The sequence below is a fragment of the Microcoleus sp. FACHB-68 genome, assembly GCF_014695715.1.
Taxonomy (GTDB): Bacteria; Cyanobacteriota; Cyanobacteriia; order Cyanobacteriales; family Oscillatoriaceae; genus FACHB-68.
Genome location: NZ_JACJOT010000001.1, coordinates 204,322 through 230,963, shown reverse-complemented (window position 1 = coordinate 230,963; position 26,642 = coordinate 204,322). Strand labels below are relative to the sequence as shown.

Here is a 26,642-nt window from a genome sequence, read left to right as displayed (position 1 = left end):
CTCATGCAAGCTTTAAAGTCCTGTTGTTTTAAGCTTTAGTAAAAAGGTTATTTGCAACGGCACCGGGGCCGCACAAATCAGTCTGGACAATTATTTGGGATGTTTGTGGGTTTCCAAAACCCTCCTGCAAAACCGGCTGAATTCAGCCGCTGTCACCTCCCCTATCTTTTGCCGTCCAGGTGTTACCAAACAGGAAGAACTGATCTAGGAAAACATTGACTAAGTTAACTGGCCACTGCCGGTTTAACCGAGTTTGCGATCCCTGATATGCACCCATTCTCTGGAGTCGCAAAAAAAAGCACTTCGCTCCTTTGAGCTTTATCTCAGCATTCAGCGAGTCACACTGCCCATGACAGACGCCCTTTGACCCACCTTTAGCCGGTTTGCAAGCCTCCACCGGCACCCATAGCCGGTGCGCTTTGCCCACGGTTTGCGAACGAGCTTGACCTCGAACATCAGAAATTGACCGCCCCATCTTAGCAGGCGGTAATAGCTGTGGTCTGGTACTTGCCCCTTGCTCTTCCGTCAGGCGTACTCGGCGCATGGGGATATGGTAGCTCACCTCGTGTGGAGTGCAGAAGTTAACGACTCCATAATAAATAAAGATAATCGCTGGTGCTTATCCACGCAAGCTCGCCACAGCACAAAAGTCCCGGAACCGCTCTTGCTGTAGCCCCAGATTGCAAAATCTCGCACTGGGTTGCTGAATCTTAAATTAATCCTAAGGAAAGTCTTAAATTCCTTTTTCTCTATATAGAAATATTAAACTTTTATTGAAGCGATTGATAAGCGAGTTTTCTAAAAAGTATTTACGCTTATGCCAGTAGATTCGGTAAGCGAGCCAGACTCCAAAACTGGCACAAGCTTAGTCAAAATTGCCACCTACTAGACATAAAAAATCCTTAAATGCAATTAAACTCATTGTCAGAAAAAAGACATATTCTGCGCGTTTCTGTCTTGTTAATGATAATGGCGACCGGCTCTAGAAGAATGCCTGTGTGAGCTGGCTTGCCGGCAACCCCAAAAACAGACATTTGATGAATTGCCCTCGCGGCTGCAAATCAAAAGCAATCGAATAATTCAGATGCGCCAATGGACAAACCCGATCCCAGTAAAAATATTATGAACGAACTAGCCTTGACAGAATCGGAATTAAAAGCCTTTTTTAACCTGTCATCAGATGTATTTTGTACGATTGGGGCGGACGGGTATTTCCAGACAGTCAACTGGGCGTGGGAAAGAATTTTAGGGTGGACAGGGGCAGACTGGCGCGAACAGCCTTGGATCGAGTTCGTACATCCGGATGATATAGCAGCGACCTTAAGTGCGTTAGAAACCTGTAGCACCGGCAGCATTTGCCACTTTGAAAATCGCTATCGCAACAAAACCGGCCTGTATTTGTGGTTGTCTTGGAGCGTCATAAGAGATGAAAATCAAATTCTTTACGCCAACGCCAGCGACATCACCGGCAACAAACGATTAAAGCGGCAATTATCCGGAGTCCAAGAACGCCTCAACGCATTTTTTGCCGCTGCCCCTGTCGGCTTAGCGATTTTAGACAAACAGCTGCGCTTCGTTCAAATTAATCAAACCTTGGCACAGCTTAATGGGATGCCGGTGGGCAAACATCTGGGCAAAACCTACCGGCAAGTCACCCCCCAACTCGCGCCGGCTGTTGAGCCACTGCTGAACAAAATACTCACCAGCAATACCAACCTGATCAAAAGTGAACTCACCAGTGAATCCCTCAGTGATCTCCAGCAAAAGCGTCACTGGCAAACCTCTATCTTTTCCATCGAAGACGGCGAAGGCGAACTCAGTGGCATTGGCACCATTGTCATGGAAATTACGGAAGTCAAGCAGGTCGAAGAACAACTGCGCCATCGGCTTGCCATTGAAGAAATGATCGCCCGGATTTCCAAATTGTTCGTCTCGCCTCAAGTTGAACTCAATCAAGTTCTCCAGCTGCTGGGAGAAGTCATCTGCGCCTCCCGCGCTCACATCTATCAAATTTCCGAAGACGGCAGCAGAATGGACAGAACCTTTGACTGGCGTGCTGCCACAGCTCAACGGCAAATTGAGCCGCTTCGCACGCTCAACACTGCCGAGTTTCCTTGGTGGATGCGGCAACTTAAGAGCCGGCAAATCATCATCATTCCAGATACCCTCACCATGCCGGCAGAAGCGGCTGCCGAACAAGAAATGTTGCGAACGCAACATATCCGCTCCCTGTTAGCAGTTCCCATCTATTCCACCACCGGCACACTCATCGGCTTCATGGGATTTGATGACACCCAAAAAAGTCGCACATGGTTAGCCGAAGATGTGCGAGCGCTACAAATTGCAAGTGAGATGATAGCCTGCGACTGGGCGCGAAAGCAGGCAGAAACAGAACTGCACCAAGTTAACCGCACACTGAGAGTCTTAAGCGCCTGCAACCAGGCAGTCGTTCGCGCCACCGAGGAAACCGAGTTACTGGACGATATCTGCCGGCTGATCGTAGAAGTGGGCGGTTATACTTCGGCTTGGGTAAGTGAGAAAGAAAAACTCTCGCCGGCTTCAGACAAGCCAAGCAGTTCGGCCATCTCCACCGGCCAACCTGTGATTGTCAAAAATAACCCAAACAGCCTTGATGACACTGCCTGGAACTGGGAAGGGCATGATCGCAACGATAGCGCACTCATTTCGCTGCCATTGATTGCCGGTGAGCGCACGTTGGGATCACTCAACATTTACGCAGATCGAGCCGATGCCTTCGATGATGAAGAGTTACAACTGCTAACAGAACTTGCCAGAGACTTAGCCTATGGCATCGTGTCGCTGCGAACGCAAATTGAACACCGGCAAACCGAGGAAGCGCTTCGCAAAAGTGAAGCAGTGAATCGAGCCATTCTCACCGCCATCCCGGATGCCATGTTCCGCACGACCAAAGATGGCACTTATATCGACTTCATCCCAGCGCAAGACTTCGAGATGTTAGCCCCTCCCCAGGCGTTTTTGGGCAAAAAACTATCGCAAGTGTTGCCGGCTCAACTCGCAGAACAAATTACCCATAGCATCGAGCGAGTTCTGCAAACCGGCGAGACAGATATCTTGGAATACCAGCTCATGCAAAATGGCCTGATGCGGCATTACGAAGCACGAAGTGTCGTGAGCGGATATGATGAAATTCTGTCAATGGTGCGCGACATTACCGAGAGCAAGCATACCCAAGCAGCGCTGCAAGAGTCAGAAGAACTTCATCGCATCACACTTAGCAACATTTCCGATGCCATCTTCATCACCGATGACGCCGGCACGTTGATCTATGTGGGTTCCAGTATTGCTCACACATTCAACTATTCTGTGTCCGAAGCTTATGCGTTAGGCAACGTTGCTAAGCTGTTGGGCAAGAATTTGTTCGATATCAATCAGCTTGATAGCTTAGGAGAAATCCGCAATATCGAGCGCAAGATTAAAGATAAGTTCGGCAATTCCCATTTTATGCTTGTCAGTGTCAAGCGCGTTTCCATTAAACAAGGAACCGTACTCTACACCTGCCGTGACATCACCGAGCGCAAACAGACAAAGCAAGCGCTTTTGCGCGTCAGAGCAGCCGTGGAAAGTGCCGGCGATGCGATTGCAATCTTTGATATTGCCGACACGCCGGTTTACCTTAATCCAGCCTTTGCCGAGCTGTTTGAATACAGTTGCGAACAGCTAAAAGCAGCAGGAGGGCCGGCAGTCGCTTTTGCTGAACCCTCCCTGGCAATTCAAGTATTTGATAGCGTCAGAAAAGGTAATTCTTGGCGGGGTGAGGTGCAGATGCACAGCCGCACCGGCACTCGTCATCCGGTTTTGCTTCGCGCTGACGCCATTAAGGATGAAACCGGCCAAATCGCCGGACTGTTAGGGATTTTTAGCGATATTTCTCACCGAGTGCGAGCAGAAGCAGCCTTGCGGCAAAGTGAGCGGCGCTTGAGTGCGGTGCTGGAAAATATGCCGGTGATGATGGATGCCTTTGACACAGCAGGGAATATTACCGTTTGGAACCGCGAATGCGAACGAGTCACCGGCTACCCAGCTTCTGAGATCGTTGGCAACCCGCAATGGCTAGAAATCTTGTGTCCAGATCCCGCCTATCGCGCCGTCATGATGGCCCAATGGCAACAGCGAGGCAACAATTATCGAGACTGGGAGTGGAAATTTACCTGTAAAGATGGCAGTGTAAAGACGGTAACGTGGTCAAACGTCTCTGAACACGTCCCCCTTCCGGGATGGGCAGCTTGGGCCATTGGAGTGGACGTTACGGAGCGTCAACAAGCGGAAGCAGAAATTCGCCGGCTCAATGATGAACTCGAACATCGGGTCATTGAACGCACGCGAGCACTGCAAGCCACCAACCAAGAGTTAGAAGCCTTTAGCTACTCAGTCTCTCACGATTTGCGAGCACCTCTGCGGAGTATTAACGGCTTCAGTCAGGCGCTTTTAGAAGACTATGGCGAAACCCTAGACGCCACCGGCAAAGATTACCTCAGTCGCGTCTGTGCTGCCACTGCACGAATGGGCCAGCTAATCGATGATTTACTAAGCTTGTCCCGTGTGACGCGTCGGGAAGTTCATTTTTCACCTGTAAATTTAACAACGATTGCCCAGAATGTGGCAGCAGAACTACAGAGAACGCAACCAAAACGTTTAGTCAAGTTTAAAATCGCAGAAGATTTAGTGACCAGTGGGGATACGCAACTGCTGCGGCTGATGTTAGAAAACTTGCTGGGCAATGCTTGGAAGTTTACCAGCAAGCACCCCCGCGCTCGCATCGAATTTGGGGTTTGTCCGCTTTCTTGCGTTCCGCTTCCCGCCTCCATTGCCAATGAAAACGAAGAAATGAACCACTGCCAATCGGTGTATTTTGTGCGCGACGATGGTGCCGGTTTTGATATGGCTTATGCAGATAAACTTTTTGGCCCTTTCCAGCGGCTTCATGCAATGGCTGATTTTGAAGGCACCGGCATTGGACTAGCAACGGTTCAGCGCGTTATTCATCTCCACGGTGGTTTTGTCTGGGCTGAATCTGTTGTGGAGCAAGGCACGACGTTTTATTTTACCCTGCAATGTAAGGTGTAAAGTCTGTGGAGATTACCGCGATTGAAGGGAGATAAAATTTTCTGCCGGCAATCAATGAGTTGCTCTTACTACAGCAAAGACACGCTAAGGAGTGAAGTTATCATCCGTCAAGCAAAGCAGTTTTTTGATTATGCCTGACGCTCAACTCCACTCGCTAACAGCCTTTATTTGTGTGGAGTTTCTATTCAATGTTGACGCCCTCAGGCAGACGCGCACTTTCTAAATTGGCAGTTTCCAGTGTTTGACTGGCAACATCAGCTTGTCGTAAATCGGCACTGAGCAAGTTGGCGTTATCGAGATTGGCATTGATCAGGTTCGCACCGATCAGGTTAGCAAATGACAGGTTGGCTTTCGAGAAGTCAACTTGTCTGAGATTTGCTTGATTCAATGACGCACTATTTAAATAGCTCTTGCTGAAATTCGCGCCTTCTAAATTTGCGTTGGTTAAATCCGCACCTTCTAAATTAGCCGATTCGAGCGTTGCACCCTTAAGATTTGCCCCTCTTAAATCTGCGCCAATTAAGTGAGCACCTTTTAAATTAGCCCCGCTCAGATCGCACTGCTGACACAAATTTGTTTCCCGCAACTGTTTGACATGGGCAGGATTTTCCGCTTGCGCCGGCATTGCTACACATAGTGTGAATAAAAATGCTGTGGCATTTAAAATTTTAGATTTCATTTGCCGAACCTCTCAGTGTTTGATAAATTTACTATGAGGCAATGCTAGTAAGTACAATGTAATCGAAGTCTCAGGTAACTTGTGATAAAACTGGGCGGGCTGAGTGAGCGAAGTCAGGAAGGGCTAGTGATTTAAATCAACTTTCTTAGTGATCGCGCTCTTTTTATATTCAGATGGTTTAGTTTCACCCAATCTTTTAGCCGCAAACCAAGCTTTCTTCACTTCGGATTCTGAGTTTTTCCGGCGCTTGCAAGAAGTTGTCTCTACAGTAGCCGGTGGCGTATTCTCGACTCCACCGTCTGCACCCTTTTTAAAGAATTACCTCAAATCCATTCGTTAAGCATCAAGAGCGCTCTAGGCCGTAAAAACTGCGAGGAGTGCTTGTATGCCTTGCGTTTGGATTACTTCTACTATATTCAATTTGTTAAGTGTTCAGCCTTGACCCTTAGGTAGATTTAAGACTGAACTAAAGTTAAAGTTGATAACGTTTCGATCCCCGACTCTGTTTTAATCCCTGATCCCTGCGATATCCGCCACAGAAGCCAGCCCCAAACAAGGAAAATTAGTAAAGATCAGTAAAAAATAGGAAGGATTGAAACCTTTTTACGGTAAAATGATCTTGAGTAACCGTGCGATTTGTGAAAGAAGTTAAGGACTTAATTGCTTAACAAAAAATGCGCTAACTCACAAAAACCCTCGGCTTCTACGCCGGCAGTAATATAAGCCGGCAGATAGGTGAGCTGCGAGACATACTCCAATACATTCGCTACACCCACAGAATGGGGAAACGTCGCGCAATCGAATAAACTCGCATCATTCGGACTGTCGCCCACCGTCACCACTTGCGCCGGCAGATATTGGGGAAAGTCATTTTGCAACACTTGCAGCACAGCCGCCGCCTTATCTTGTTCCAGGGGCTTAATGTGGCACTGCACAGAACTATAGGTAAAACCCCAACCCATCTGCCGGCATAACCCCGCAATCTGCTGTAAATCTGCCGGCGTTAATCCTGCCACATCAAACGTCCAATCGGTAATCCGGAAGCGATTGTCAACTGACTCCTGAATTCTGGGAAACCTAAGCTTAAGTGAGTTAAACACCTGAGCCAACCTGTGCCGGTGTTCGGCAAGATCGGGAATCAGGGTTAAAGCCACCGGCACATCACAGCCGGCGCGATAAAATAACCCACCATTTTCCGCAATCGCACCGGCAACCGGCATCAAGCTACTCAACCCACTCACCCAACCCGCAGAACGTCCCGTAACAATTAATACAGGAATGCCGGCAGCCGCTAAATTCTCTAACGCTTGTAGCAACTTTGGGGTAAACTTACCCCGCCAAGTCAGCGTGCCATCCATATCAGTTGCAACAAAACGAATATTTTTAAACAAACCAGCAGCTACAGCCTGAGATAAAGTGACAAAAGGCATGGCTATCCTCGCTCATCGCACGCTTGTTTATGGCTCAACTTTCACCAGATCAGCGCAATTATCTGTATCTCCAAGAAGCTGCAAGGGCCGGCATCCACAAGCCGATCTTGGCAGCACTTTACGCAGCGCACAACCAACCCACCCTGGCGGATGACGAAACCGGCTTAGGTGTCTCGCCGGCTAATCGGATTGCGCTGGAACAAGTCAGAACCCTAGGTGAACAAATTTACTATGCCGCCAATACGATCCGCAGTCTGAGTGAAAGTTTAGTTACCCAGGGGTGGGCAGCCTCAGACTTGTGGCACGCTGAAAAAGGTCGCTACACAGATCGCTTTATTCAAACCCTTGCCGCCGGCTACGCAGCCCCCGCCACCGATTCTACCGCTGCGCGGTTAGAAGCCTGTGACAAACAAAAATTGTTGCAAGCTTATCTGGAAGATTTCAAAATAGATTGTGAGACTGAAGACTTCCCGGAAAATCAAGCTTATTTAGATCAAGCGCTGCTGACGTTGGTGAGTGAACTTTCCCGATATTACAACGGCTTGCCGGCTCAGCGCGATGCTTTGCTGGAAACAGCCCGGATCTGGAGCCGGTTGGACACGCGCGAAGCCGTTATTGCCAAGCTTCCTGAAGTGATTGCCTCTCTTAATCTCCCAAACCCGACTGATACCTACGCTGAAAACTCCGATGAGTCCTATTTAGACCGGCCATTGCTACAATTTGTCGAACAACTCTCTCCCAATTACACCGGCTACCCCCATCAGCGAGAAGCACTGCTGCGACTGGTTCAAGTGTGGCGTCAACTCGATTCCCGCGAAGAAGCCATTGTTTCCCTGAAAAAAAATACCTCCCCCGAACCTTTCCTCAAAATCCTCGATCCCGCCTTAATTGCCTTTGCCGGGCGTATTCCCCAGTATTATCGAGGTCAAGCCCATCAACGCAACGCCGTTACCGAAGCCGTCCGTATTTGGCGACAACTCGATTCGCGCACCGCAGCACTGGTGAGTTTGGGAATTAAGGCGGAAAATTTAGAAGCCGGTAAAAGTGATCCGGCAGTTTTGGTGAAAGCCGCCGCCCAACTGGATCGAGAATTGCTGGCATTTGCCCGCCGGCTGCCGATTGAGTATAAGGAAGCCGATCACCAGCGAGAAGCCTTGATTGTCCTCGTTCAACGCTGGCGGCAGACGAGTACCAAAACTGGAGCGATTACATCATTATTTGATGACTTAAAACAAATGAATTTGGCACGTCGCGGCAGCCTGGAAGCCGCACCCACGCCCTTAGTCATTGTGCCTAAGCCTCCTGAACGGTGGACGCCCAAAAACATTCAAATGTATGCCCCGATTATCCCAGATGGTTACTTTACCTGGGCAGAAGCCACCCACGGCGGCACGCGAATGCCTCCCGACCAAGCTACAGTAGATGCCATGATCCGCATCGCCAAACTCGCTCAGCGGGCGCGGGATCGCATTGGCCGGCCTTTGCGGATTACCAGCTGGTATCGTCCTGCGGAAATTAATCGCCGTGTGGGTGGGGTTTCTAACAGCCGGCATATCGTTGGCGATGCCATTGATTTTTATTGCGAAGGTCTCACCGGCAATCAACTTTACTGGTTTCTAGACCCTTGGTGGCCGGGAGGGTTAGGCCGGTATTCCCGTTTCCCCTACCTTAGTCATATTGACGCTCGTAACTACCGCTCACGGTGGCTGAATTAGGATAGTGCTATGTAAGCTAGTTCTAATGTGGCAAAGCTATCGGTTTCCCAATCGATTCTAGATAAAAATAACCCTTAAATATTAACGGTGAACGCTTATGTCAGTCTCAATCATCCTTGTCGATCCCTTATTAGCGCAAGCCCCTGTTAAGCCGCCGGCTAAGGTGCAAAAACAATCTGCCTCTGTTAAACCGCCGGCTAAGGTGGAAAAACAATCTGCCGACCAAATGTGGATGGGAGCGTCTGGAGGACTTTTGTTACTGCTGCTGGCTTTAGCAGTCTTTACTAAGCTGCAAATCGGCAACCTGAACAAAAAGCTCAGGATGGAAGATTTTAAAAATCGAGAGATGCAAAAGAAATACAAGCTGGCTCTCGCAACGCTCACAAAAATGGAAAAAAATCCAGACTTGGTTCACTCACGTGAGTTTAACTTAGATTATCTCAGAATGCGGATGGCAGATGAAACGTTCCACTTTGCCATTGTTAATCAAATTAAAATGAAGGTTAAAGATAAAATTTCTTTAGCCTTGCGTCCCACTCAGGAAGTACGCGGCATGGGACGTCAAGTTGATGAATTGTTTGATGTGGAATATGAAGTTGGCGAAGGCGCAAAAATCACCAAGCGCGTTCTGTTCCGCATTGAAATTAAATTAACAAAATTACCCACCCAACCGACCTCGGTAACCATTGGTCAAATTATTGACTGTATTGAAACCTACCTCAGCACATCCGAGGATCATGATACTTGGCAGCCAACGATTCAAGGTCGGGTTGCTTATATCCACTGGGATCAAAAGGCAAAACCCACGCCTCTGCTGGTGCTAGAACAATCGAATGAAGGCGTAAACGTCACCTTCCGCACCCAACGGCGCACAACTCCAAGCGCTACCTCTGATCAATCAGATGATGAGCAAATGCCAACCACAGGGCCGCAAACTTCCCTCTCAACAGGGCGTCGTTCGACTTCTATAACCGGCGCACAGAAAACCTCTGGAAAGCCGGGTAAAACCGGCACCAACCCTCCCAAAAGCGACCAAACTTCCGGAAAAACCACAGGAAAAAATGCCAAAACCGGCAAGCGTTAAGCCTTAAATGTTAAAAACGAGATTTTTTTCTGCGGGTTTAGTTGTTTTTAAATAACGCGCTTTCGACAACTTGAGCGATACTTTCCTCCTGCTGCCATTTTTCTCTTTTTAGAAAGGATAAAATCTCCGGCTTGTTTGGTTACTGAAACGGGCCGGCGATGATACTATTTTCGGCATAATCGTTTTATGAGAGAGGTCAAGGGATCTACTACTTGCGATATATTGAGCGGTTAATCACTTCTCTACTTGCGCTAGTGGTGCAATGCCTAAAGAATATGGTTTTATAAACTAAATTAAATTAGCCAATCTGGTTTTTTCTTGAGCTTGGCTTGCTTGTTCAGCCGGGTTCATCATCAGATTCACTCTTATTCCCGGCTACCCGAAGCGAGTTAGGTGAAATCTATCAGTTCTAAAATGAATTTCAGGGCATCTTCTATGCAACCGAAAAGCAACGAACACAAACGCGAAACCCTTGTTTCTTTAGAGTTGATGAACCTCAACATTCACTTGCCAGAATTCCAGCTAGGCTATCGAGATGGCTACACTCACCAATCCCAGCAATCGGATAATGTAGACTACAAAGCCGGCTATCTTCACGGTTCGAGAGATCGAGTCTTCTATCGTGACTGTTAATCTAAAGCCGGCACATTAAATGGCTGAGAGACTGGGAAAGCAACAAATTTAAAATAACAGTCAATCAGCCACACTTAAACGTTGCCGGCTGTTTATCTTTTTAAAATTATGATCACTCATAAAAATTATGCCTTAGATTTATGCTTTGCCCGCAATGTCGGGAATTAGCTCACCCTAGTTTTTCGGCTTCCTTGAGAACGATTTCATAGTCAGCTTCGACTTCAGCCCAATGAGTCTTAATGTAGGAAAAAGCCGCGTTGATTTGCTTCTCACTCCAGTCAAACAGAGAACCCATAAACTTCGGGCGTGCTAGGCTATCACGTTGGCATGATCATCAGGCAATTTGAAGCGTACTCGGATCGCATAGCTTTATTTCTGTTTTCGTGCCGAGTCAAATAAGATTGCAAATTTTACACAGCAGCCGGCATCGCTGCAACGACAAGTAATAACCAGTCGCTAACCTATCAGCAAGTAATTTGACGATATGCTGTAAGCAATCTCAAGGGGGATAGAGCAGATGTCGGGTGAGTTGACACTGATTGTCGAAATGGTGACAGTCTTAGGCGCTGCGGCAACTGGAGGGTATTTGGCAAGCCGGTTGCAGCAGCCGGCATTGCTGGGATATCTACTCGGTGGTATCGTTGTCGGGCCGGCAGGATTGAAACTGATCTCTGCTGAAGGCGATATCCAGGTGCTATCTGAAGTTGGGGTAGCCCTGCTGCTATTTGCTTTGGGCGTTGAATTTTCGCTAAAAGAGCTGTTACGCGTTCGGAAAATAGCCCTAGGCGGTGGTTCCCTCCAAATCATTCTCACCATTCTTTTAGGCGGGGGACTGGCTTATCTAACGGGTTGGGTTGATACAGTTCCGACAGCAATTTTCCTCGGTGCAGTTCTTTCCCTATCCTCTACCGCCGTTGTCCTCAAAAGTTTGATTGAGCGCAATGAAGTTCAGACGGCTCATGGTCAAGTGATGCTGGCGATTCTGATTGTACAAGATTTGGGTTTAGGGCTGATGCTTGCAGTCCTTCCCGCCTTGACTCAACCAACCGAGGCGATTGGGATTGCGATTGCTGGTGCTTTGTTGAAAGCAGTCTTTTTTATTGCTGGAGCAATTCTTGCGGGACGCTGGATTATCCCGTTCTTAATTCGGCTACTCGCTCAAACCGGCTCTCAAGAACTCTTCCTGCTGGGTATTTTAGTGCTTTGTTTGGGAATTGCCCTGTTCACCTCTGCCATTGGTTTAGGGATTGCGATGGGTGCATTTGTCGCAGGATTAATGATTTCTAATATTGAGTATGCCGATCATGCCCTGGATCGCATTCTGCCGATGCGAGATGTGTTTGCAACCCTGTTTTTTGCATCGATTGGAATATTAATTGATCCGGGTTTCTTGTTGGCAAATATCTGGATCTTAACCGGATTAGTTGCGATTACGATGATTGGCAAAGCAACCATTGTGGCGATGATTGTTAACTTGTTTGGCTATCCCCTCAAAACAGCGTTAACAGTCGGGCTTGGCATCAATCAAATTGGAGAATTTTCCTTTGTCTTAGCCGGTGTGGCTCAGAGTCAAGGACTTTTTTCAGAGAGACTTTATGGGCTGACTGTGGGAACAACCGCTGCGACTTTATTGATTACTCCGTTTTTACTGAAGGCAACGCCCTCTTGGCTACAGTGGTTGGAACAATTTCCGAGGTTTGCTTCTCTCCTGCAATCGAACAATTCGCTTCACTTGGTTGAGTTTGAAGAAGAATTGACGAATCATGTCGTAGTGGCTGGGTATGGCAGAGTCGGGCAACCGCTGGTGCGACTGCTTTATTTTCAGGGACATCAAATCCTGGTAATTGATAATAATGAGGCATCTCTGCAAACGCTGCGAGAGCGAAAAATTCCTTACCTATTTGGAGATGCTTCGAGTCAGATGGTACTGGAAAAAGCGAATCTCAAAAAAGCTAAAGCAATGGCGATTGCTTTGCCAGATCCGATGGCAACCCGATTAACGTTAAAACGTGCTTTGAGTCTTGCCCCAGACTTAGATATTACGGTTCGTGCTCATATTAATGACGAAATTGATTCACTCTACCAATTAGGTGCTCAAGAGGTTGTACAGCCTGAGTTTGAAGCTTCTTTGGAAATGGGGGCACATCTGCTATTGAATCTTGGGGATTCGACGTATGATGTGCAGCAAGTTGTCAATCGTTATCGCAGTGGACGGTATCGGGATATATTGCCAGAAAGAGCAGAATACTGGGGTGCGGCTAATTTGGAGGCGGCAATTGAAGGATTACAACGAAATTGGTATGTGGTTCATGCAGACTCGCCTTTGCAGGGACTTTCCCTTGCTCAATCGAAAGTGCGCCGGTTAACGGGTGCGACAATTATGGCAATTGAACGCAATAAGCAGCTTTATCGCTATCCCACAGGTGAAGTGATGCTGGAAGCCGGTGATCGATTATTGGTTGTGGCTAACCCTAAAGAGCATATTACATTTGCAAACCTGCTGAAAGGGGAAAGTTAGGTGTTTTTTGGCCGACATTGAATCCAGCGCAGTTTATCCCTGTATAAATTTCAAAGTTGCTAAGCATTGCCTTAATCTGAGTAAAAATGCGGTTTCCTTCCTCTTTCCTAGAAGGTTCTTCATCCGAAATTGAATAGACTCGTTAAACTTAAATAAATACCAGTGATCAGCTTTTTCTAGCTGAATTGTGAATCAGTAACGAGGGCTTGTTGAGAGTTGCAACCATTTCTACACTTGTTACACTGTTACCCTAAGACAGTTAACGCTCATACAACAAAATTGTCGCTTTCCTTTAAATAGTGTAGTAAATGCCTCACTGTATAATCGTCTTGAGCAATTACAATAGCAGATTGAGAGATATCTCTCTTTAGAAAGCGTCTAGAACCAACTCATCGTTGTAATACCTAAAAGCAGTTAGCTCACCCGCCGTTAGAGTAGAGTGAGGAACAAAGGGACGGAACTGGTCAGGTATAGAGTTTTGTTCTACCTTTATTTTACGATTTGATTTTCATTTTTTTGCCATATATACTTACATCACTACAGTGTTTACAAGTGTATTCATATTGTTTCTCTCCACCAAAAACGTAGGTTTTTAAATCAAAATCAGTGGTACTATGGCAAACTTTGCACGTTATGTAATCCTTGTCGAAACTGTCATTCCATTGATTAACATGAAAAATCATAAGCTGTATGCATACATCCATAACACGAAAAAAGTATGAACACCATTTTTGAAATTCATCATTCTTAAATTCATGCCCTATCCATTTGCCAACAAAAACATCGCGGTGGATTAGATGCCTTTCTCCACTATGAACATATCCGTTAAAATCTTCATAAAGGTTGCATATTTCATTCCCTAGTGCATTAGGAATTAATCCAATACCTAGCAACCGATGAATTAAACCCCCATTTCCTCTTAAACGAGGGGTTCTGTAGTTATTTTTTTTCCATTGTTCAAATTCACTTCGATTAACAGCGAAGTATGTTTGTAAAACAGTGCTTTCTAACAGTCCACGTAATACTTGGACAGAGTGACGATAGTAAAATCTGCTCATTAGCAAAAAAGAAGCTTCAATATCATCTTGGGATTCCAAGACGTGTGGAAGAGAGACAAATGCTCCTTCTGACAGTAACTCAGAAATGATACCATCCCAAGCAACCATATACTTTCCAGCTTTGCCGAATAACTGATCCTGATAAAAATCGGGAACGAAGATTATATGAGGATTTTTACTGTCAACTTTTCTAGTTACACCTGATTGATGGTTAAGTATTTCGATCCATTTTGATATTTTGCTTTTCCCACGCGAATATATAACTTCCCCATAAGATTGGTAGTTGCCTTCCTTCTTACTACCATCTTCTGCAATCAAAACATATTCTTTATCAAACACGCAATACAACAATTGTTGTATATCTGAATTATTTTTCCATGATGAGAAGGCTTCGGCAGACAGAGGCAAATAATTTAAACAATCGGTTGGAAGCACTTCAGTCATAAAATTCTCCAGAAACGTCTTGCTCTATGAAATGTTTTATGAGCCGCTCTTGGCATATGTAAAAATCACATTTACATAAACCAAACTTGCCAACGCGGGTGTTTAAATGTTTCTACATTCATTGACTTTCCCCCGCCACTGTTCAGTCTATGCCCAGCCATTTCTCCGTAGGTTGGGTAACAGAGCGTTACTAATCCAAACTACTTGTAACACAGAGAAGCCGGGTTTTGCAAAAAAACCTTTGCCATTTCTCTCTAGGTTGGATTGAGCGAAGCAAAACCCAACGATTTTTTTGGGGTTTACCAACCCAAGCTACTTTTAACACTGCCAATGTCCAGTATATGCCCAGCAATTTCACCGTAGGTTGGGTTGAGCGAAGCAAACCCTCCGTTTCACTCCGCCCAACAAAATCTTCGGCCAACAACCAATCGATATGAGTTGGGTTTCCTAACGTCAACCCAACCTACTTTTAGCACTTATAATAAAATAGTATATTTAACAAATGAATCAAATGATTGCAAACCAAGAAAGTTTTTATATCTCCCACCAAAACTATTTAAATGGAGAAGAAATCAGTCCCATTCGACACGAGTATATCCGGGGGGAAATTTGGGCAATGGCGGGAGGAACCCAAGCGCACAATACCATTGCTCTCAACTTAGCAAGCTTGCTGAGAAACCAGGTTCGGGGAACCGGCTGCCGTGCCTTCGTAGAGAATATGAAAGTATTTGTTGAAACTGCCGATGTCTATTACTACCCCGACGTGACAGTGACTTGTGACGAACGGGATCGAAATGCTTCAGACTCCTTCATTCGCTACCCTACTTTAGTTGTGGAGGTTTTATCCGAGAAAACAGAAGCATTTGATCGCGGTGATAAGTTTGCTGACTATCGCCAAATTGAAACCTTACAAGAATATGTTTTGATCAACCAAAACAGGCAACGAGTAGAGCGTTTCCGCCGCAATGCCGAGGGAAGATGGGAACTGTACATTTATGAGAAAGGCGAAGAAGTTTATTTAGCGAGTGTGGATTTTTCTATGCCGGTTGCTGCCTTCTATGAAGATGTGCCGGTGTAGAGGGAAAATGATTTTCTATTTTCAAAGCCGCTCGCTGGATTTGAACCGACTCCCGCGTCCAGAACCAACTCACCGTTATAATACCGAAAAGCAGCTAGAGCTACCCCACAACTTAAATCAGCATCAGTAGCTCTCGATCATCCCCTGCATTTGAATTGTTAAGCTGGTTAAGCTGTAACCATTTCAGCTTTTGTATTAGGCGATGCCGGCTCAAAACGTAGAACCATAATTTGCTCTAGACGCAACCCTAAAGACTCATAGGTGCGCCCGTTGCGATCACTGAATTCAACTTCAAATGCTGCACCATTTGCTAATAATTCAACCACCGTACCAACTTGTCCCCGCCACAGATTGTATTGGGGAAGATCAACGATCAAGGCGACAACGTCTAGCAATTTGACGGTGCTGTTTATCATGCTTATCACCTCTACTGACTACAGAGGATAGCAGGTCGTCAACTTTGGAATCTCTGAACCATACTCAATGATCCAGCCACTCCGAAGGGTTGCACTTCTATTCTGCCATTCGAGCGTAAAATCTAGAATATAGCGTTGCCCAAACTCATCTTGCCGGCCTAATCGGGCTTCATGGGTTTTAACAACTGTAAGCAAAATTTGGCGTAACTCCTCGGCGCAGTCAGCCGTCATACAAAGACTTGATGAAAACTGCCGAGCTTTGTGCTTTCCATCGTCGTGATCTGGATTTAGGCAGTAGTCACGCAATTTGCGAATATCAACAACTGCATTTTGTGCATTTGGAATCAGCATAAAACAGTTGAGTTTTGAGAAAGAGTTCAGGCTACCGCGCAACTCCCCAGTCGATTAGAATTACACCCTTAACACCATCACGAGAACGACTGAAGAATCTGCGGATCTGCGCGAAGGCTATCGCAATGCCCCAGTCTGTTTTGATGCCGGCATTGAATCCAGCGCAGTTTATTCCTATCCAAAATTTAAAGCCGATGGCCGGATTTGAACCGGCGACCGTTCGATTACGAATCGAATGCTCTACCCCTGAGCTACACCGGCACGCACAATATTTGAGTATAGCATGATTGCTGGAATTTGTATCCAGCAATCAGCCAACAAATTTAAGTCGTTAGGGCTGCCTCTGTTTGGCCTGCGCTCATTGCTCCTGAACCAATTGCCCCGGAATAGACCAAGCCTCGCTGCATATCCAGGGTCAGAATTGCCCCATCCCGAATCACCCGCGTGGCATTCTTCACGCCCACAATCACCGGCAAGCCCAGCCGCAAACCAATGACTGCCGCGTGAGAAGTCATGCTCTCATCCTCAGTAATCACCGCCGCTGCCTTACGCATCGCCTCGACAAAATCAGCACTGGTGCGGGGGACAACCAAAATTTCCCCCTGGTTAAACGTGCCAATTTCCCCAGAACTGTGAGCCACCCGCGCCCGACCGCTGACAGCCCCATGCCCGATGCCGGTGCCCCGTCCTAGCACAGCAGTCACCACCTCAACTTTAACCAAATCCGTTGAGCCAGAAACCCCCTGCAGCGTGCCGGCGGTCATCACCACCAAATCCCCATCCGAGAGCAATTGCTTCTCCTGAGCCACATTCAGCGCCGCTTGGAACGTCTGAGCCGTTGACGGCAAATCGAGCACCAACAACGGCTTCACACCCCACACGAGCTGCAACTGCCGCGCCACATCCACATGAGGCGTCACGGCTAAGATCGGCGTTGTGGGCCGGAACTTGGAGACATTACGGGCAGTTGAGCCGCTTTTCGTGAGGGTCATAATTGCCGCAGCCGTTAACTGCTCAGCGATTTGCCCGACCGCCTGACTGATAGCATTGGGAATCGACCGGCCTGTCGATTCTATCTTGCCCATATTGCAGGTAATTTGCTCTCGCTCAATCCGCATCGCAATTCGGGCCATCGTCTCCACAGCGGCAATCGGATATTTGCCCACCGCTGTTTCATTGGACAGCATCACCGCATCCGTGCCATCAAGAATTGCATTCGCCACATCGGAAATTTCAGCCCGCGTCGGTCGAGGACTGTTAACCATGCTATCTAACATCTGGGTAGCGGTAATCACCGGAATGCCCAAACGGTTAGAGGTGGCGATCAACCGCTTCTGTAAAATTGGCACATCCTCCGCCGGCAGTTCCACCCCCAAGTCACCTCTGGCAACCATGACGCCATTACTCAGGGACAGAATTGCTTCCATCTGTTCAATGGCTTCGTGCTTTTCAATCTTGACAATCACCGGCACCTGCTTGCCGGCATTGGAAATAATTTCTTTGATTTCCAGCACATCTTCCGGGTTACGCACAAAACTCAGCGCCACCCAGTCCACACCTTGATCCAAACCGAACAGCAAATCCTGCCGGTCTTTATCGGTTAACGCCTTAATCGATAAGTAAACGCCCGGAAAATTGACGCCTTTGTTATTAGAAAGCGGCCCACCAACCACCACACGACAGTGCAGTTCACGGGCAGCGCGGTCAACTTTTTCCACCCGCATTTCGACTCTGCCATCATCCAGCATAATCACCGCACCAGCCGGCACTTCATCAGCCAGTGGCTCATAAGTCACCGAAGAAATCTGCTGAGTGCCAGGGACTTGGCGACTGGTCAAAATGAAGGGATCGCCTTTTTCCAGCACGATCGGGCCGGTTTCAAAGCGCCCTAAACGAATTTTCGGGCCTTGCAAGTCTTGCAAAATGCCCACCGGCTGGTTGAGTTCAAACGACAGCTGCCGGATTAAGCGAATACTGCGCTGATGATCGTCGTGACTACCGTGGGAAAAATTAAGTCTTAAGGTTGTAGCACCGGCTTCTATTAACGCCCGCAGCACCTCTGGGCTACTCGTGGCAGGGCCAATGGTGGCGACAATTTTAGTCCGACGCAGGGAGTTTCGCAATTGCATGAATTCAAGTCCAGGGGGGGTAGATAGAGAGTCGAAAGGTTCCCCTAATATTTGGCTAGTTTCTCATTATCAACCACACAGTTGATGCACTGGCAACAATTTATGCGGTTCTTGAGGGCAACAGCCTGCCGGTGGTTCCTCTCGATAAGCTGGGAAATCGAATTGGCTTACTTAACTGACAATCCTTGAGTTCTGACTCTCTTGGCAGCAGTGTTAAAATTTGTTAGGTAAATAGATGTACCAAATTTTTGGTCATCAACTCCACACATAAGCAACTTAGGGTTTACCCGTAAGCTCAAAGAATGCTCAACTTAAACTGGGTTGGCTGAGTTAGTGCAAATTACATTTTTAGGAACGAGTTCCGGTGTCCCGACACGCTCTCGCAACGTTTCGAGCGTCGCCTTGCGTTTGCCCCAACGGGCTGAAGTTTGGCTATTTGACTGCGGGGAAGGCACCCAGCACCAAATTCTTCGCAGTGATATCAAAATCAGCCAACTGACCCGCATTTTTATCACCCATATGCACGGTGACCACATCTTCGGTTTGATGGGGCTACTGGCTAGTGTAGGACTTGCCGGCAATCCTAACCGAATTGATATTTATGGGCCAGCCGGCTTAGAAGATTATCTCAGAGCTTGTCAGCGTTACTCTCACACTCATTTTTCTTACCCGATTAAAGTCCATAAGTCTCAGCCGGGATTACTCTATGAAGATGAAGAGTACACGGTTAGCTGCGGGCGCTTGGAACACCGTGTCACTGCCTATGGCTACCGGGTGACAGAAAAAGACCGGCCTGGACATTTTAATGTCGAACAAGCCAAGGTGCTGGGTATTCCCTCTGGCCCGCTCTACGGCCAACTAAAACGAGGCGAAACTGTGACGCTGCCGGATGGGCGAAAAATTAATGGCGCTGAACTTTGTGGGCCAGAACAAGTGGGTCGCAAAATTGCCTACTGTACTGACACGGTTTATTGTGAGGGTGCCGTCGAACTGGCACGGGATGCGGACGTTTTAATTCACGAAGCCACGTTTTCCCATCAAGATGCTCAGATGGCGATTGATCGCTTGCACTCGACTTCCACAATGGCGGCGCAAGTGGCTTTGGGGGCGCAGGCTAAGCAACTGTTGATGACTCATTTCAGCCCCCGTTATGCCCCAGGCAATAATATTGTGCTGGACGATTTGCTGCAAGAAGCCCGCGCTATTTTTCCGAATACGGCAATGGCTTCTGATTTCTTCACCTATGAGGTGCCGCGCCGGCAGTCTCTAGAATTCGCGGCAACGAAAAACTCGCTGTAAAATCATTGCCTCAAATTATTACCCGATGTGTTTACCGGCACATTCATTTGACATTGTCAGTGTTTAATTGATCCGCTCTTCTGAAATAAAACTTAACAAATCTGCCTACAGGGAGATCCAATAACCCGACCCTGTGGATTATTAGGTAGAGATGCTTAAAAAAATACGTTCAGAGCGAGTCAGAGGAAACACCATGCGATTACTGCTCGGCGGACTGATTGTAAGCTTGGGATTGTGGGCAATGCCGGCACAAGCCCAAGTCTCAGATGCCCAAGTTGGGGCACTCGTAGAAGCCTTGCGGCAGGCAGCGCCCGATACCGGCACCGCAAATGATGGACTTTACAGCGACTGGCAAATCAAACCAGAGAATATCCCCCGGTGGTCGAGACTTTGCATCGGCAGGGAACTCACACCGACACAGTTTGAAACGAGTCCAGTTACAGCGCGCGGCATTTTGGTCTGTGTCATGCGCGATGTATTAACAGAAGAGTACCAAGCCGGCGGCCAGAATGAGTCAACGGCAGTGCTTCGCGCCGCTTCGTGGTGGATGACCGGCGACCCTGCTCAGTACAGCAGCGCCACAATTTCCCCATACACCCAAAGAGTTCTGCAATTCTACCAGCAGCAACGCGCTCAAACACCGGCCAATTCAAATCCAACAGCGCCGGCAAACGCAAATCCCACAGCAGCGCCGACTAACTCAAATCCCACAGCAGCGCCGGCTAATTCAAATCCCACAGCGCCGGCTAACGCGAATCCCACAGCGCCAGCAAACTCAAATCCCACAGCGCCAGCTAACGCGAATCCTACAGCACCGGCAAACGCGAACCCAACTGCGCCGGCTAACGCGAATCCCACAGCGCCGGCTAACTCAAATCCCACAGCGCCGGCTAACTCAAATCCCACAGCGCCGGCTAACGCGAATCCCACAGCGCCGGCTAACTCAAATCCCACAGCGCCGGCTAACGCGAATCCCACAGCGCCGGCTAACGCAAACCCAACAGCGCCGGCTAACCAACTACGCTAAAACATTGGAGGCGATCACATCGGCGATCGCCTCTCAACCTAGTTATCTACAACTGCCCTAATTACCATTACCGCGCAGGAAGTAACGCAAACGCCACTGCCCTCGTGAGCGCACAAAGCTCACCCGGTAATCATTTTCCTCATCATAGACGTACTGGTTCAAAATCCAGCCCTGCTGACCGTCCCGCAGTCTCACCGGCGTCCAACCGCCGAGTGGATCGGCTTGCATTTTTTCCGCCGCACCTGCCGGCAAAGTGTTATAACGTCCAGAGTCAAACGCAACATAATCGTTAGACACAGAACCGATAATTCGGCCCCCCATTCCCGGCTCAGCTCGGACGTTAACATTTTGCCCGATAACCGCCAAGTGGCCGAAATTAGGCCGATCAGGTCGGATAGACTGCTTCACCGGCATGATATCGGGGCACACCCACACACTCGCTCCCGGTTCTTTGTCAGGAACCTGCGCTTGGGAGTCAATGCCACAACCCTGATTCACCGCCTTGGTCATGTAACTCCAGAATTTAGACTGGTTGTTGTTAATGTTGTAGCTGTCCAGATTCACCGTCCCGCCGTAACTCCATTGGGTTTGCGGCATGACAATTGCCTGAACAAATTCTGTATCTGCTCTCTGGACAGCACCTACCAGGCGCTGGCGGAACTGGGAGAATTCACTTGCTTGAGTGCGCTGGGAAGAATTCTGGACAACTTCTATAAACGGTTCAGGGATTGGCTCTTCTGCCTTCGATACGGGTTTCAAGGTTTGAGCCTTCGGTGTCAGTTCTGTGGTATTGCGGTAGGCAACACTTGCCATCGTGCTTGCAGCCATCGTTACCGCAGCAACCAGTGCGAGCATCAAAATATGGTAGCGTTTCATCTTAGTTTTTCATGTAAGTAAATTGGTAGAAGTGCAGCCATCTCGCCCCCTGCAATTGACTTTGGAATTCCTGAACGCTTGGAGCCGGCTGCTTCCCTCTTCATTAAAAGTAGGCAATTTGTTTAAGAAATGACTTCACCCATATTTATCATCCAATCGGGTGATTTTTTAATTTTGAAAATATGCTTGGCTAACTAAAAATGTTCTTATGGCATTAGCTTCACTATCTAGACGAATAAAAGTTCCTGCGATTGTCAAAACTTTTATTAACCCGCTAGATATAAATACTCTAACTTTCCCACCAAGGTACTCGTATTTACACGGGAAAAGGATGTGAAGGTAATCTTTATAGCAGTGTTTGTTCGGTTTACTGCCGGCTAAAATTTGCACTCGGCGCTAAACCGATTTAGGTGACTGATCTTACTTTCTTGACAAAAATTAAGATATTTTAATTTTTTTGTAAAATCAACCGGATTTCAATATTAATCTTTATTAAAAAGTTAAATTAGTTTAAAATAAAATGTCATTCTGTATTCAGAATGCAATGTTCAATCACTATATTCTTAGAAACTAGCAGAGGGGGCAGGTGACTGAAGCATCGGGTCTGATTTAAGAGTTTGATAGTATAAGCTGTCTCATCTGGAGAAAAACCTGCTTGCAAACAACTTTTTTCAAGCCGGCTCTAAGTTCAGCGAACGGGTCATCCGCCCTTGAAACCGCTTTTAAACGCTCAAAACCTTTTTGTAATCTTTAACAAAATACACTTAGCAACAACGAACAGCATCCAAAGGTCGCCTGGGTAAAACTTGGAACAGACTCTATATCTAATCATCTATAATAAAACTAATACGAGCGGAATATCACCCAAGGTTGATAAAAAATGCCATCGCAAGTTTTATCAAAGAAAGATGCACAAAAAGAGTGATCATTCCTTAAAATAAGCGAGTTTCAATATTAATTAACAAAGCTTTGAAATGACAAAGAATGACGAAGTATTAAAATTGCATCAGCGGATAGCCGAGCTAGAGCAGACATTACTTGATCGCCGGCAGGTGGAGAAGGAACTTCATCAACGTGTGGAAATATACGAACAGATTCTGGATGCTCTGCCTAATTTGGTAACGTGCAAAGACGCGGAATCTCGCCTAATCTATGCCAACAAAGCATTTTGCGATTTTTATGGATTGACAAAGGAACAGCTTCGCAGTCGTGAGCTAACAGCCGATCTCCTCAATCATGGTGACTTTACCAGAGAGTCGATTGTAGATGACACCTATATACTAGAAACCGGCCAAACAATTCACATCCCGGAAGAAGCTGTCACCCGTTACGATGGGCAAGTCCATTTGTTTAACACGATTAAAGTTCCTATTTTTAATCATGAAGGAAAAGTTATCAAAATTGTTGACGCTTCTCACAAAATTTTAGCAACAAAACGCATAGAGACAGCGCTGACAGAGAGCAGTATAGATCCAGGAATTGACGAGAGCGATCAGACAGATCAATTAACAAATACAATCACTTATTTAAGTAACCAGATTATTGAGCGCAAGCAGACGGAGGAATCGCTTCAATCTCTGATCGCAGCAACTGCCTCAGTAACGAGCAAAGAATTTTATCCTGTATTTGCACAGTATCTCGCAAAAGCGCTTGGGGTTCGCTACGTTATGGTGGCAGAAGCATCAGCCTGGGAGGGGGAGACGCCGGTTAGAGCCAAAGTCATTTCATTTTGGGCGGCTGACAAGCTAGGGGAGAACTTTGAGTATGACTTAGTGAATACTCCCTGCGAAAGCATCTTTACAAAAGAAACTCTGCAGGAAAACCAAGGGATTAGTTGCTACCCGCAAAATGTGCAATCATTCTTCCCGAAAGGTGAAGCACTGGCTGCTTTAGGCGGGGAGTCTTTTTTAGGAGTTGCCCTGATAGATCCAACATCCGGTAAGCCAATTGGTCATATTTGCTTTATCGATAATAAGCCGCTTGCGAAAGAGCAATGGGCTAAAGCAATTATGGGTATTTTTGCCACACGGGTGACAGCAGAAATGGAGCGTCAACGGGCTGAAGAAGCCTTACAGCAATCACAAATGCAATTGCAAATTTCCCACCAAACATTAGGGGATTATAACCGAACCTTAGAAGAGAAAGTTGCAGAGAGAACGCAACAGTTGCAGGAGCAAAATGCGCTTTTGCAACAAGAGATTTGCGAACGGCAAAAAGCAGAAGAAGCCGCTCAATCTGCCAACCAAGCGAAAAGCCGATTCCTTGCTAGCATGAGTCACGAACTGCGAACCCCGCTTAACGGCATCTTGGGTTACGCCCAAATTCTCAAACGAGATCAAACATTAAACGAGCAGCAAAAACATGGTTTGGGCATTATTCATCAGTGTGGCGAACACTTATTAACTCTGATTAACGATATCCTAGATATCTCTAAAATTGAAGCTCAGAAAATGGAACTTCATGCCAGTAATTTTCATTTTATAGAATTTTTAGAAGGAATTGTAGAAATTTTTCGAGTTCGTGCTGAACAAAAAGGAATTTCCTTAATCTACGAGCAACACGAATCACTGCCGGCAGGCGTCCAGGGAGATGAAAAACGGTTGCGGCAAATATTAATGAACTTACTCGGTAATGCCATAAAGTTTACTGAAGCCGGCGAAGTTGTATTTCAAGTTACTTATCAGGAAGACAAAATTCGATTTCAGGTAAAAGACACCGGCATTGGGATGGCACCGGAACAATTAGAAGAGATATTTTTACCGTTTTACCAAGTCGGACATTCTCATCGTCAACTAGAAGGAACGGGCTTAGGCTTGGCAATTACCCATCAATTAGTCGAAATGATGGGCAGCGAACTTAAAGTCAATAGTGTTTTAGGTCAAGGCAGCGTATTTTACTTTGATGTTGATTTGCCTGAAGTTTTGGATTGGGTGTATTTCTCCAAAGGAGATGAAGGGAAAATAATTGCTTATAAAGGCTCTAAACAAAAAATTTTGGTAGCCGATGACAATGAAGAAATTCGAGCGCTTATGGTGAATATGCTAGCGCATTTGGGATTTGAAATTTCGGAAGCGACCGATGGTCAAGACTGCTTAAACAAAGCGCTTGAAATTAAGCCGAATCTCATTTTAATGGATTTGATCATGCCGGTTATGAGTGGTTTAGAAGCCACCCGCCAGTTACGAAACTTACCAGAGATGGCTGGCACAATTATCATTGCGACATCTGCCAGTGTTTTTGATTTCAACCGGCAAAAAAGTTTAGAGTCCGGCTGCAATGATTTTCTACCTAAACCTATCCTCATTCAGGAGCTTTTAGAAAAATTACGGTTTCACTTGGCACTAGAATGGGTCTATGAAGAGGGAAGTGCTGAATCTGAGGTGAAATCCCATTCCCCAAACATCGCGCCGGCAGAGGATATCATTGCTCCCTCAGCCGAAGAATTGGCTGTCCTATTCGATCTCGCAATGATGGGCGATCTGAGAGGCATTATGGAACGAGCCACCCAGTTAGAGGAAATGAATCAGGATTGGGTGCCATTTGCGGCAAATTTGCGTCAATTAGCCAAAGGCTTTAAAGAGAAAAAAATTCTTTATCTGATTGAACAGTATATGAATCAGTAAAAAAGTGTGAGAACTCTCATTTAGTTTATCCTCTTATGAGGGCCGGCTTAAGATTATTTAGGTTTAGACAGACTGTGCGTCTCTAGACTTCTAGCAGCCGTTCTTAAAGAATTCACATTCCTAGCCCTTCTCTACAGGATGAAAAGGCAGAAAGCTATCAAGGGATAAACGCGAATGTTTAGTTTTATTTAGGTTTAGAGAATTTATCTCTGACGTGGGAATTCTAAAAAAATAGCCCATTACACAACGCGTTGGTTGCACTTGAGTTTGCTTACAAAAATAGTCCCATATCCGCACCGGCACAAACCGGGTGCATCGAACAACAAAACACACTTCCGTTTAAGCCTTGAACTGATTTGTGTAACCGATGCTAACTGAAAATGCAGCTAACTTTACCGTTTGCCAAGAAAAATCGAAAATCAAAAATTGTTCGCCATTAATAGGATTCGACAGCTCCAGAGGAGGAGAGCTTGTGAGTGATGAAGAATTGCCGGCAAAACCGAAAAACTGCCTGACAAAGGGCAAACAAATGGGGTTGGTTGCGGATTTGCCTCAAAGCTGGCTTAGCACAGTTTTTATCCTCTTCGCCTCTCGCGTGCCGGTGCTAATTTACTGGGGTTTAGCGCTAGTCGAGTTTTATCAAACTTCTATTCGTTCAGACCGGCTGAGTGAAGTGTATCAGTTTAAACCCGATATAATTTTTATAAACTTGGTGATGCGAGTCATCAACAGATTTACAGTTACCCAAGAGCTGAGGTTGTTGCTGGAATTCAAAGGAGTCACCATTATTGCCCTTTCGGCTAGCATTTTTGATTTCGAGCAGCAGCAGCGCCGGCACGCCGGTGATCACGGTTTTCTTTCCAAACCGTTGGGAAGAACCGATCTTTTAGAAAAATTGCGGTGGCACTTAAAGTTGGAATGGGTTGATCAGAAGCGAGAAAGCTCTAGAGTTTTTTCTTTTCTGGACTCAAGATTAAACAAGAAGCACTCAAGCGTTGCTTCGCCGGCACAGAAAGTCTCTTTGGCGATTGTAGCCGCCGCCAGAGGCATTGTAGAGGGAAGTGCCTGACGAGAGGCAATGGATTATCAGCAAAGGCTGCCGACAGCTAACCATTTTTGGCAACTCGTCAAAGGCTTTAAAGAGCAAGAAATTTTAGAGTTTGTGACATAATATTC

At 46.7% G+C, this 26,642-nt stretch carries 19 protein-coding genes and 1 tRNA gene; 10 read left to right on the top strand and 10 right to left on the bottom strand.

What is annotated here, in order from left to right; translation table 11 throughout:
• Positions 1-142 precede the first annotated feature (142 nt).
• Positions 143-562 carry a hypothetical protein gene (locus H6F73_RS00915; protein WP_190756950.1) on the bottom strand — a complete coding sequence of 140 codons (420 nt, stop codon included), beginning with the start codon at positions 560-562 and terminating at the stop codon, positions 143-145.
• A gap of 530 nt (positions 563-1,092) precedes the next feature.
• Between H6F73_RS00915 and H6F73_RS00910 the strand changes: the two genes are divergently transcribed.
• Positions 1,093-5,106 (top strand): PAS domain S-box protein, encoded by a 4,014-nt coding sequence (locus H6F73_RS00910; RefSeq protein ID WP_190756949.1) that lies wholly within the window; start codon positions 1,093-1,095, stop codon positions 5,104-5,106.
• Between the two features lie 181 nt (positions 5,107-5,287).
• On the opposite strand, the gene H6F73_RS00905 is transcribed toward H6F73_RS00910, so the two are convergent.
• Entirely contained in the window at positions 5,288-5,785 is a 498-nt protein-coding gene (locus H6F73_RS00905) for a pentapeptide repeat-containing protein (RefSeq protein ID WP_190756948.1), read from the bottom strand.
• A gap of 656 nt (positions 5,786-6,441) precedes the next feature.
• Positions 6,442-7,215, bottom strand: a complete 774-nt coding sequence (locus H6F73_RS00900) for an HAD family hydrolase (RefSeq protein WP_190756947.1) — start codon at positions 7,213-7,215, stop codon at positions 6,442-6,444.
• Between the two features lie 29 nt (positions 7,216-7,244).
• Here H6F73_RS00900 and H6F73_RS00895 point away from each other — a divergent pair, with 29 nt between their 5' ends.
• The 3 genes from H6F73_RS00895 to H6F73_RS00885 all read left to right on the top strand — a co-directional run bounded on the left by H6F73_RS00895 (position 7,245) and on the right by H6F73_RS00885 (position 10,647).
• Positions 7,245-8,930, top strand: coding sequence for a D-Ala-D-Ala carboxypeptidase family metallohydrolase (locus H6F73_RS00895; protein ID WP_190756946.1), 1,686 nt, complete (start codon positions 7,245-7,247; stop codon positions 8,928-8,930).
• A 97-nt stretch (positions 8,931-9,027) separates the two neighbouring features.
• Positions 9,028-10,014 (top strand): hypothetical protein, encoded by a 987-nt coding sequence (locus tag H6F73_RS00890; RefSeq protein WP_190756945.1) that lies wholly within the window; start codon positions 9,028-9,030, stop codon positions 10,012-10,014.
• Positions 10,015-10,449: 435 nt separating this feature from the next.
• Complete coding sequence (locus tag H6F73_RS00885) at positions 10,450-10,647, top strand: hypothetical protein (protein WP_190756944.1); 198 nt, start codon at positions 10,450-10,452, stop codon at positions 10,645-10,647.
• Positions 10,648-10,816: 169 nt separating this feature from the next.
• On the opposite strand, the gene H6F73_RS26840 is transcribed toward H6F73_RS00885, so the two are convergent.
• A complete protein-coding gene (locus H6F73_RS26840) occupies positions 10,817-10,942 on the bottom strand; it encodes a hypothetical protein (RefSeq protein WP_277882570.1) in 126 nt (41 codons plus the stop codon).
• Between the two features lie 222 nt (positions 10,943-11,164).
• Between H6F73_RS26840 and H6F73_RS00880 the strand changes: the two genes are divergently transcribed.
• A complete protein-coding gene (locus H6F73_RS00880) occupies positions 11,165-13,165 on the top strand; it encodes a cation:proton antiporter (protein WP_190756943.1) in 2,001 nt (666 codons plus the stop codon).
• Positions 13,166-13,659: 494 nt separating this feature from the next.
• Here H6F73_RS00880 and H6F73_RS00875 read toward each other — a convergent pair whose 3' ends face one another.
• Positions 13,660-14,667 (bottom strand): hypothetical protein, encoded by a 1,008-nt coding sequence (locus H6F73_RS00875; protein WP_190756942.1) that lies wholly within the window; start codon positions 14,665-14,667, stop codon positions 13,660-13,662.
• A 511-nt stretch (positions 14,668-15,178) separates the two neighbouring features.
• Here H6F73_RS00875 and H6F73_RS00870 point away from each other — a divergent pair.
• Positions 15,179-15,745, top strand: coding sequence for a Uma2 family endonuclease (locus tag H6F73_RS00870; protein ID WP_190756941.1), 567 nt, complete (start codon positions 15,179-15,181; stop codon positions 15,743-15,745).
• A 167-nt stretch (positions 15,746-15,912) separates the two neighbouring features.
• Here H6F73_RS00870 and H6F73_RS00865 read toward each other — a convergent pair whose 3' ends face one another.
• The 4 genes from H6F73_RS00865 to pyk form a co-directional block, all read right to left on the bottom strand.
• Entirely contained in the window at positions 15,913-16,161 is a 249-nt protein-coding gene (locus tag H6F73_RS00865) for a DUF4926 domain-containing protein (protein ID WP_190756940.1), read from the bottom strand.
• Between the two features lie 18 nt (positions 16,162-16,179).
• Positions 16,180-16,512: a DUF6883 domain-containing protein gene (locus H6F73_RS00860; RefSeq protein ID WP_190756939.1), complete on the bottom strand. Its 333-nt coding sequence runs from the start codon at positions 16,510-16,512 to the stop codon at positions 16,180-16,182.
• A gap of 189 nt (positions 16,513-16,701) precedes the next feature.
• Positions 16,702-16,773 (bottom strand) — tRNA-Thr (locus H6F73_RS00855).
• Between the two features lie 62 nt (positions 16,774-16,835).
• On the bottom strand, positions 16,836-18,641 hold the full coding sequence (pyk, locus tag H6F73_RS00850; protein ID WP_190756938.1) for a pyruvate kinase: 1,806 nt from the start codon (positions 18,639-18,641) through the stop codon (positions 16,836-16,838).
• 333 nt (positions 18,642-18,974) lie between these two features.
• Between pyk and H6F73_RS00845 the strand changes: the two genes are divergently transcribed.
• Positions 18,975-19,940, top strand: a complete 966-nt coding sequence (locus tag H6F73_RS00845) for a ribonuclease Z (protein ID WP_190756937.1) — start codon at positions 18,975-18,977, stop codon at positions 19,938-19,940.
• Between the two features lie 193 nt (positions 19,941-20,133).
• Positions 20,134-20,967 (top strand): hypothetical protein, encoded by an 834-nt coding sequence (locus H6F73_RS26290; protein WP_242072291.1) that lies wholly within the window; start codon positions 20,134-20,136, stop codon positions 20,965-20,967.
• Positions 20,968-21,024: 57 nt separating this feature from the next.
• Here the strand turns inward: H6F73_RS26290 and H6F73_RS00835 are convergent, their stop codons facing one another.
• Positions 21,025-21,843: an SH3 domain-containing protein gene (locus tag H6F73_RS00835; protein WP_190756936.1), complete on the bottom strand. Its 819-nt coding sequence runs from the start codon at positions 21,841-21,843 to the stop codon at positions 21,025-21,027.
• Positions 21,844-22,817: 974 nt separating this feature from the next.
• Between H6F73_RS00835 and H6F73_RS00830 the strand changes: the two genes are divergently transcribed.
• Together H6F73_RS00830 and H6F73_RS00825 are read left to right on the top strand one after the other, a co-directional pair.
• On the top strand, positions 22,818-25,466 hold the full coding sequence (locus tag H6F73_RS00830) for a PAS domain-containing sensor histidine kinase (RefSeq protein ID WP_190756935.1): 2,649 nt from the start codon (positions 22,818-22,820) through the stop codon (positions 25,464-25,466).
• Positions 25,467-25,938: 472 nt separating this feature from the next.
• Positions 25,939-26,535 (top strand): hypothetical protein, encoded by a 597-nt coding sequence (locus H6F73_RS00825; RefSeq protein ID WP_190756934.1) that lies wholly within the window; start codon positions 25,939-25,941, stop codon positions 26,533-26,535.
• The last annotated feature ends 107 nt before the right edge of the window (positions 26,536-26,642 follow it).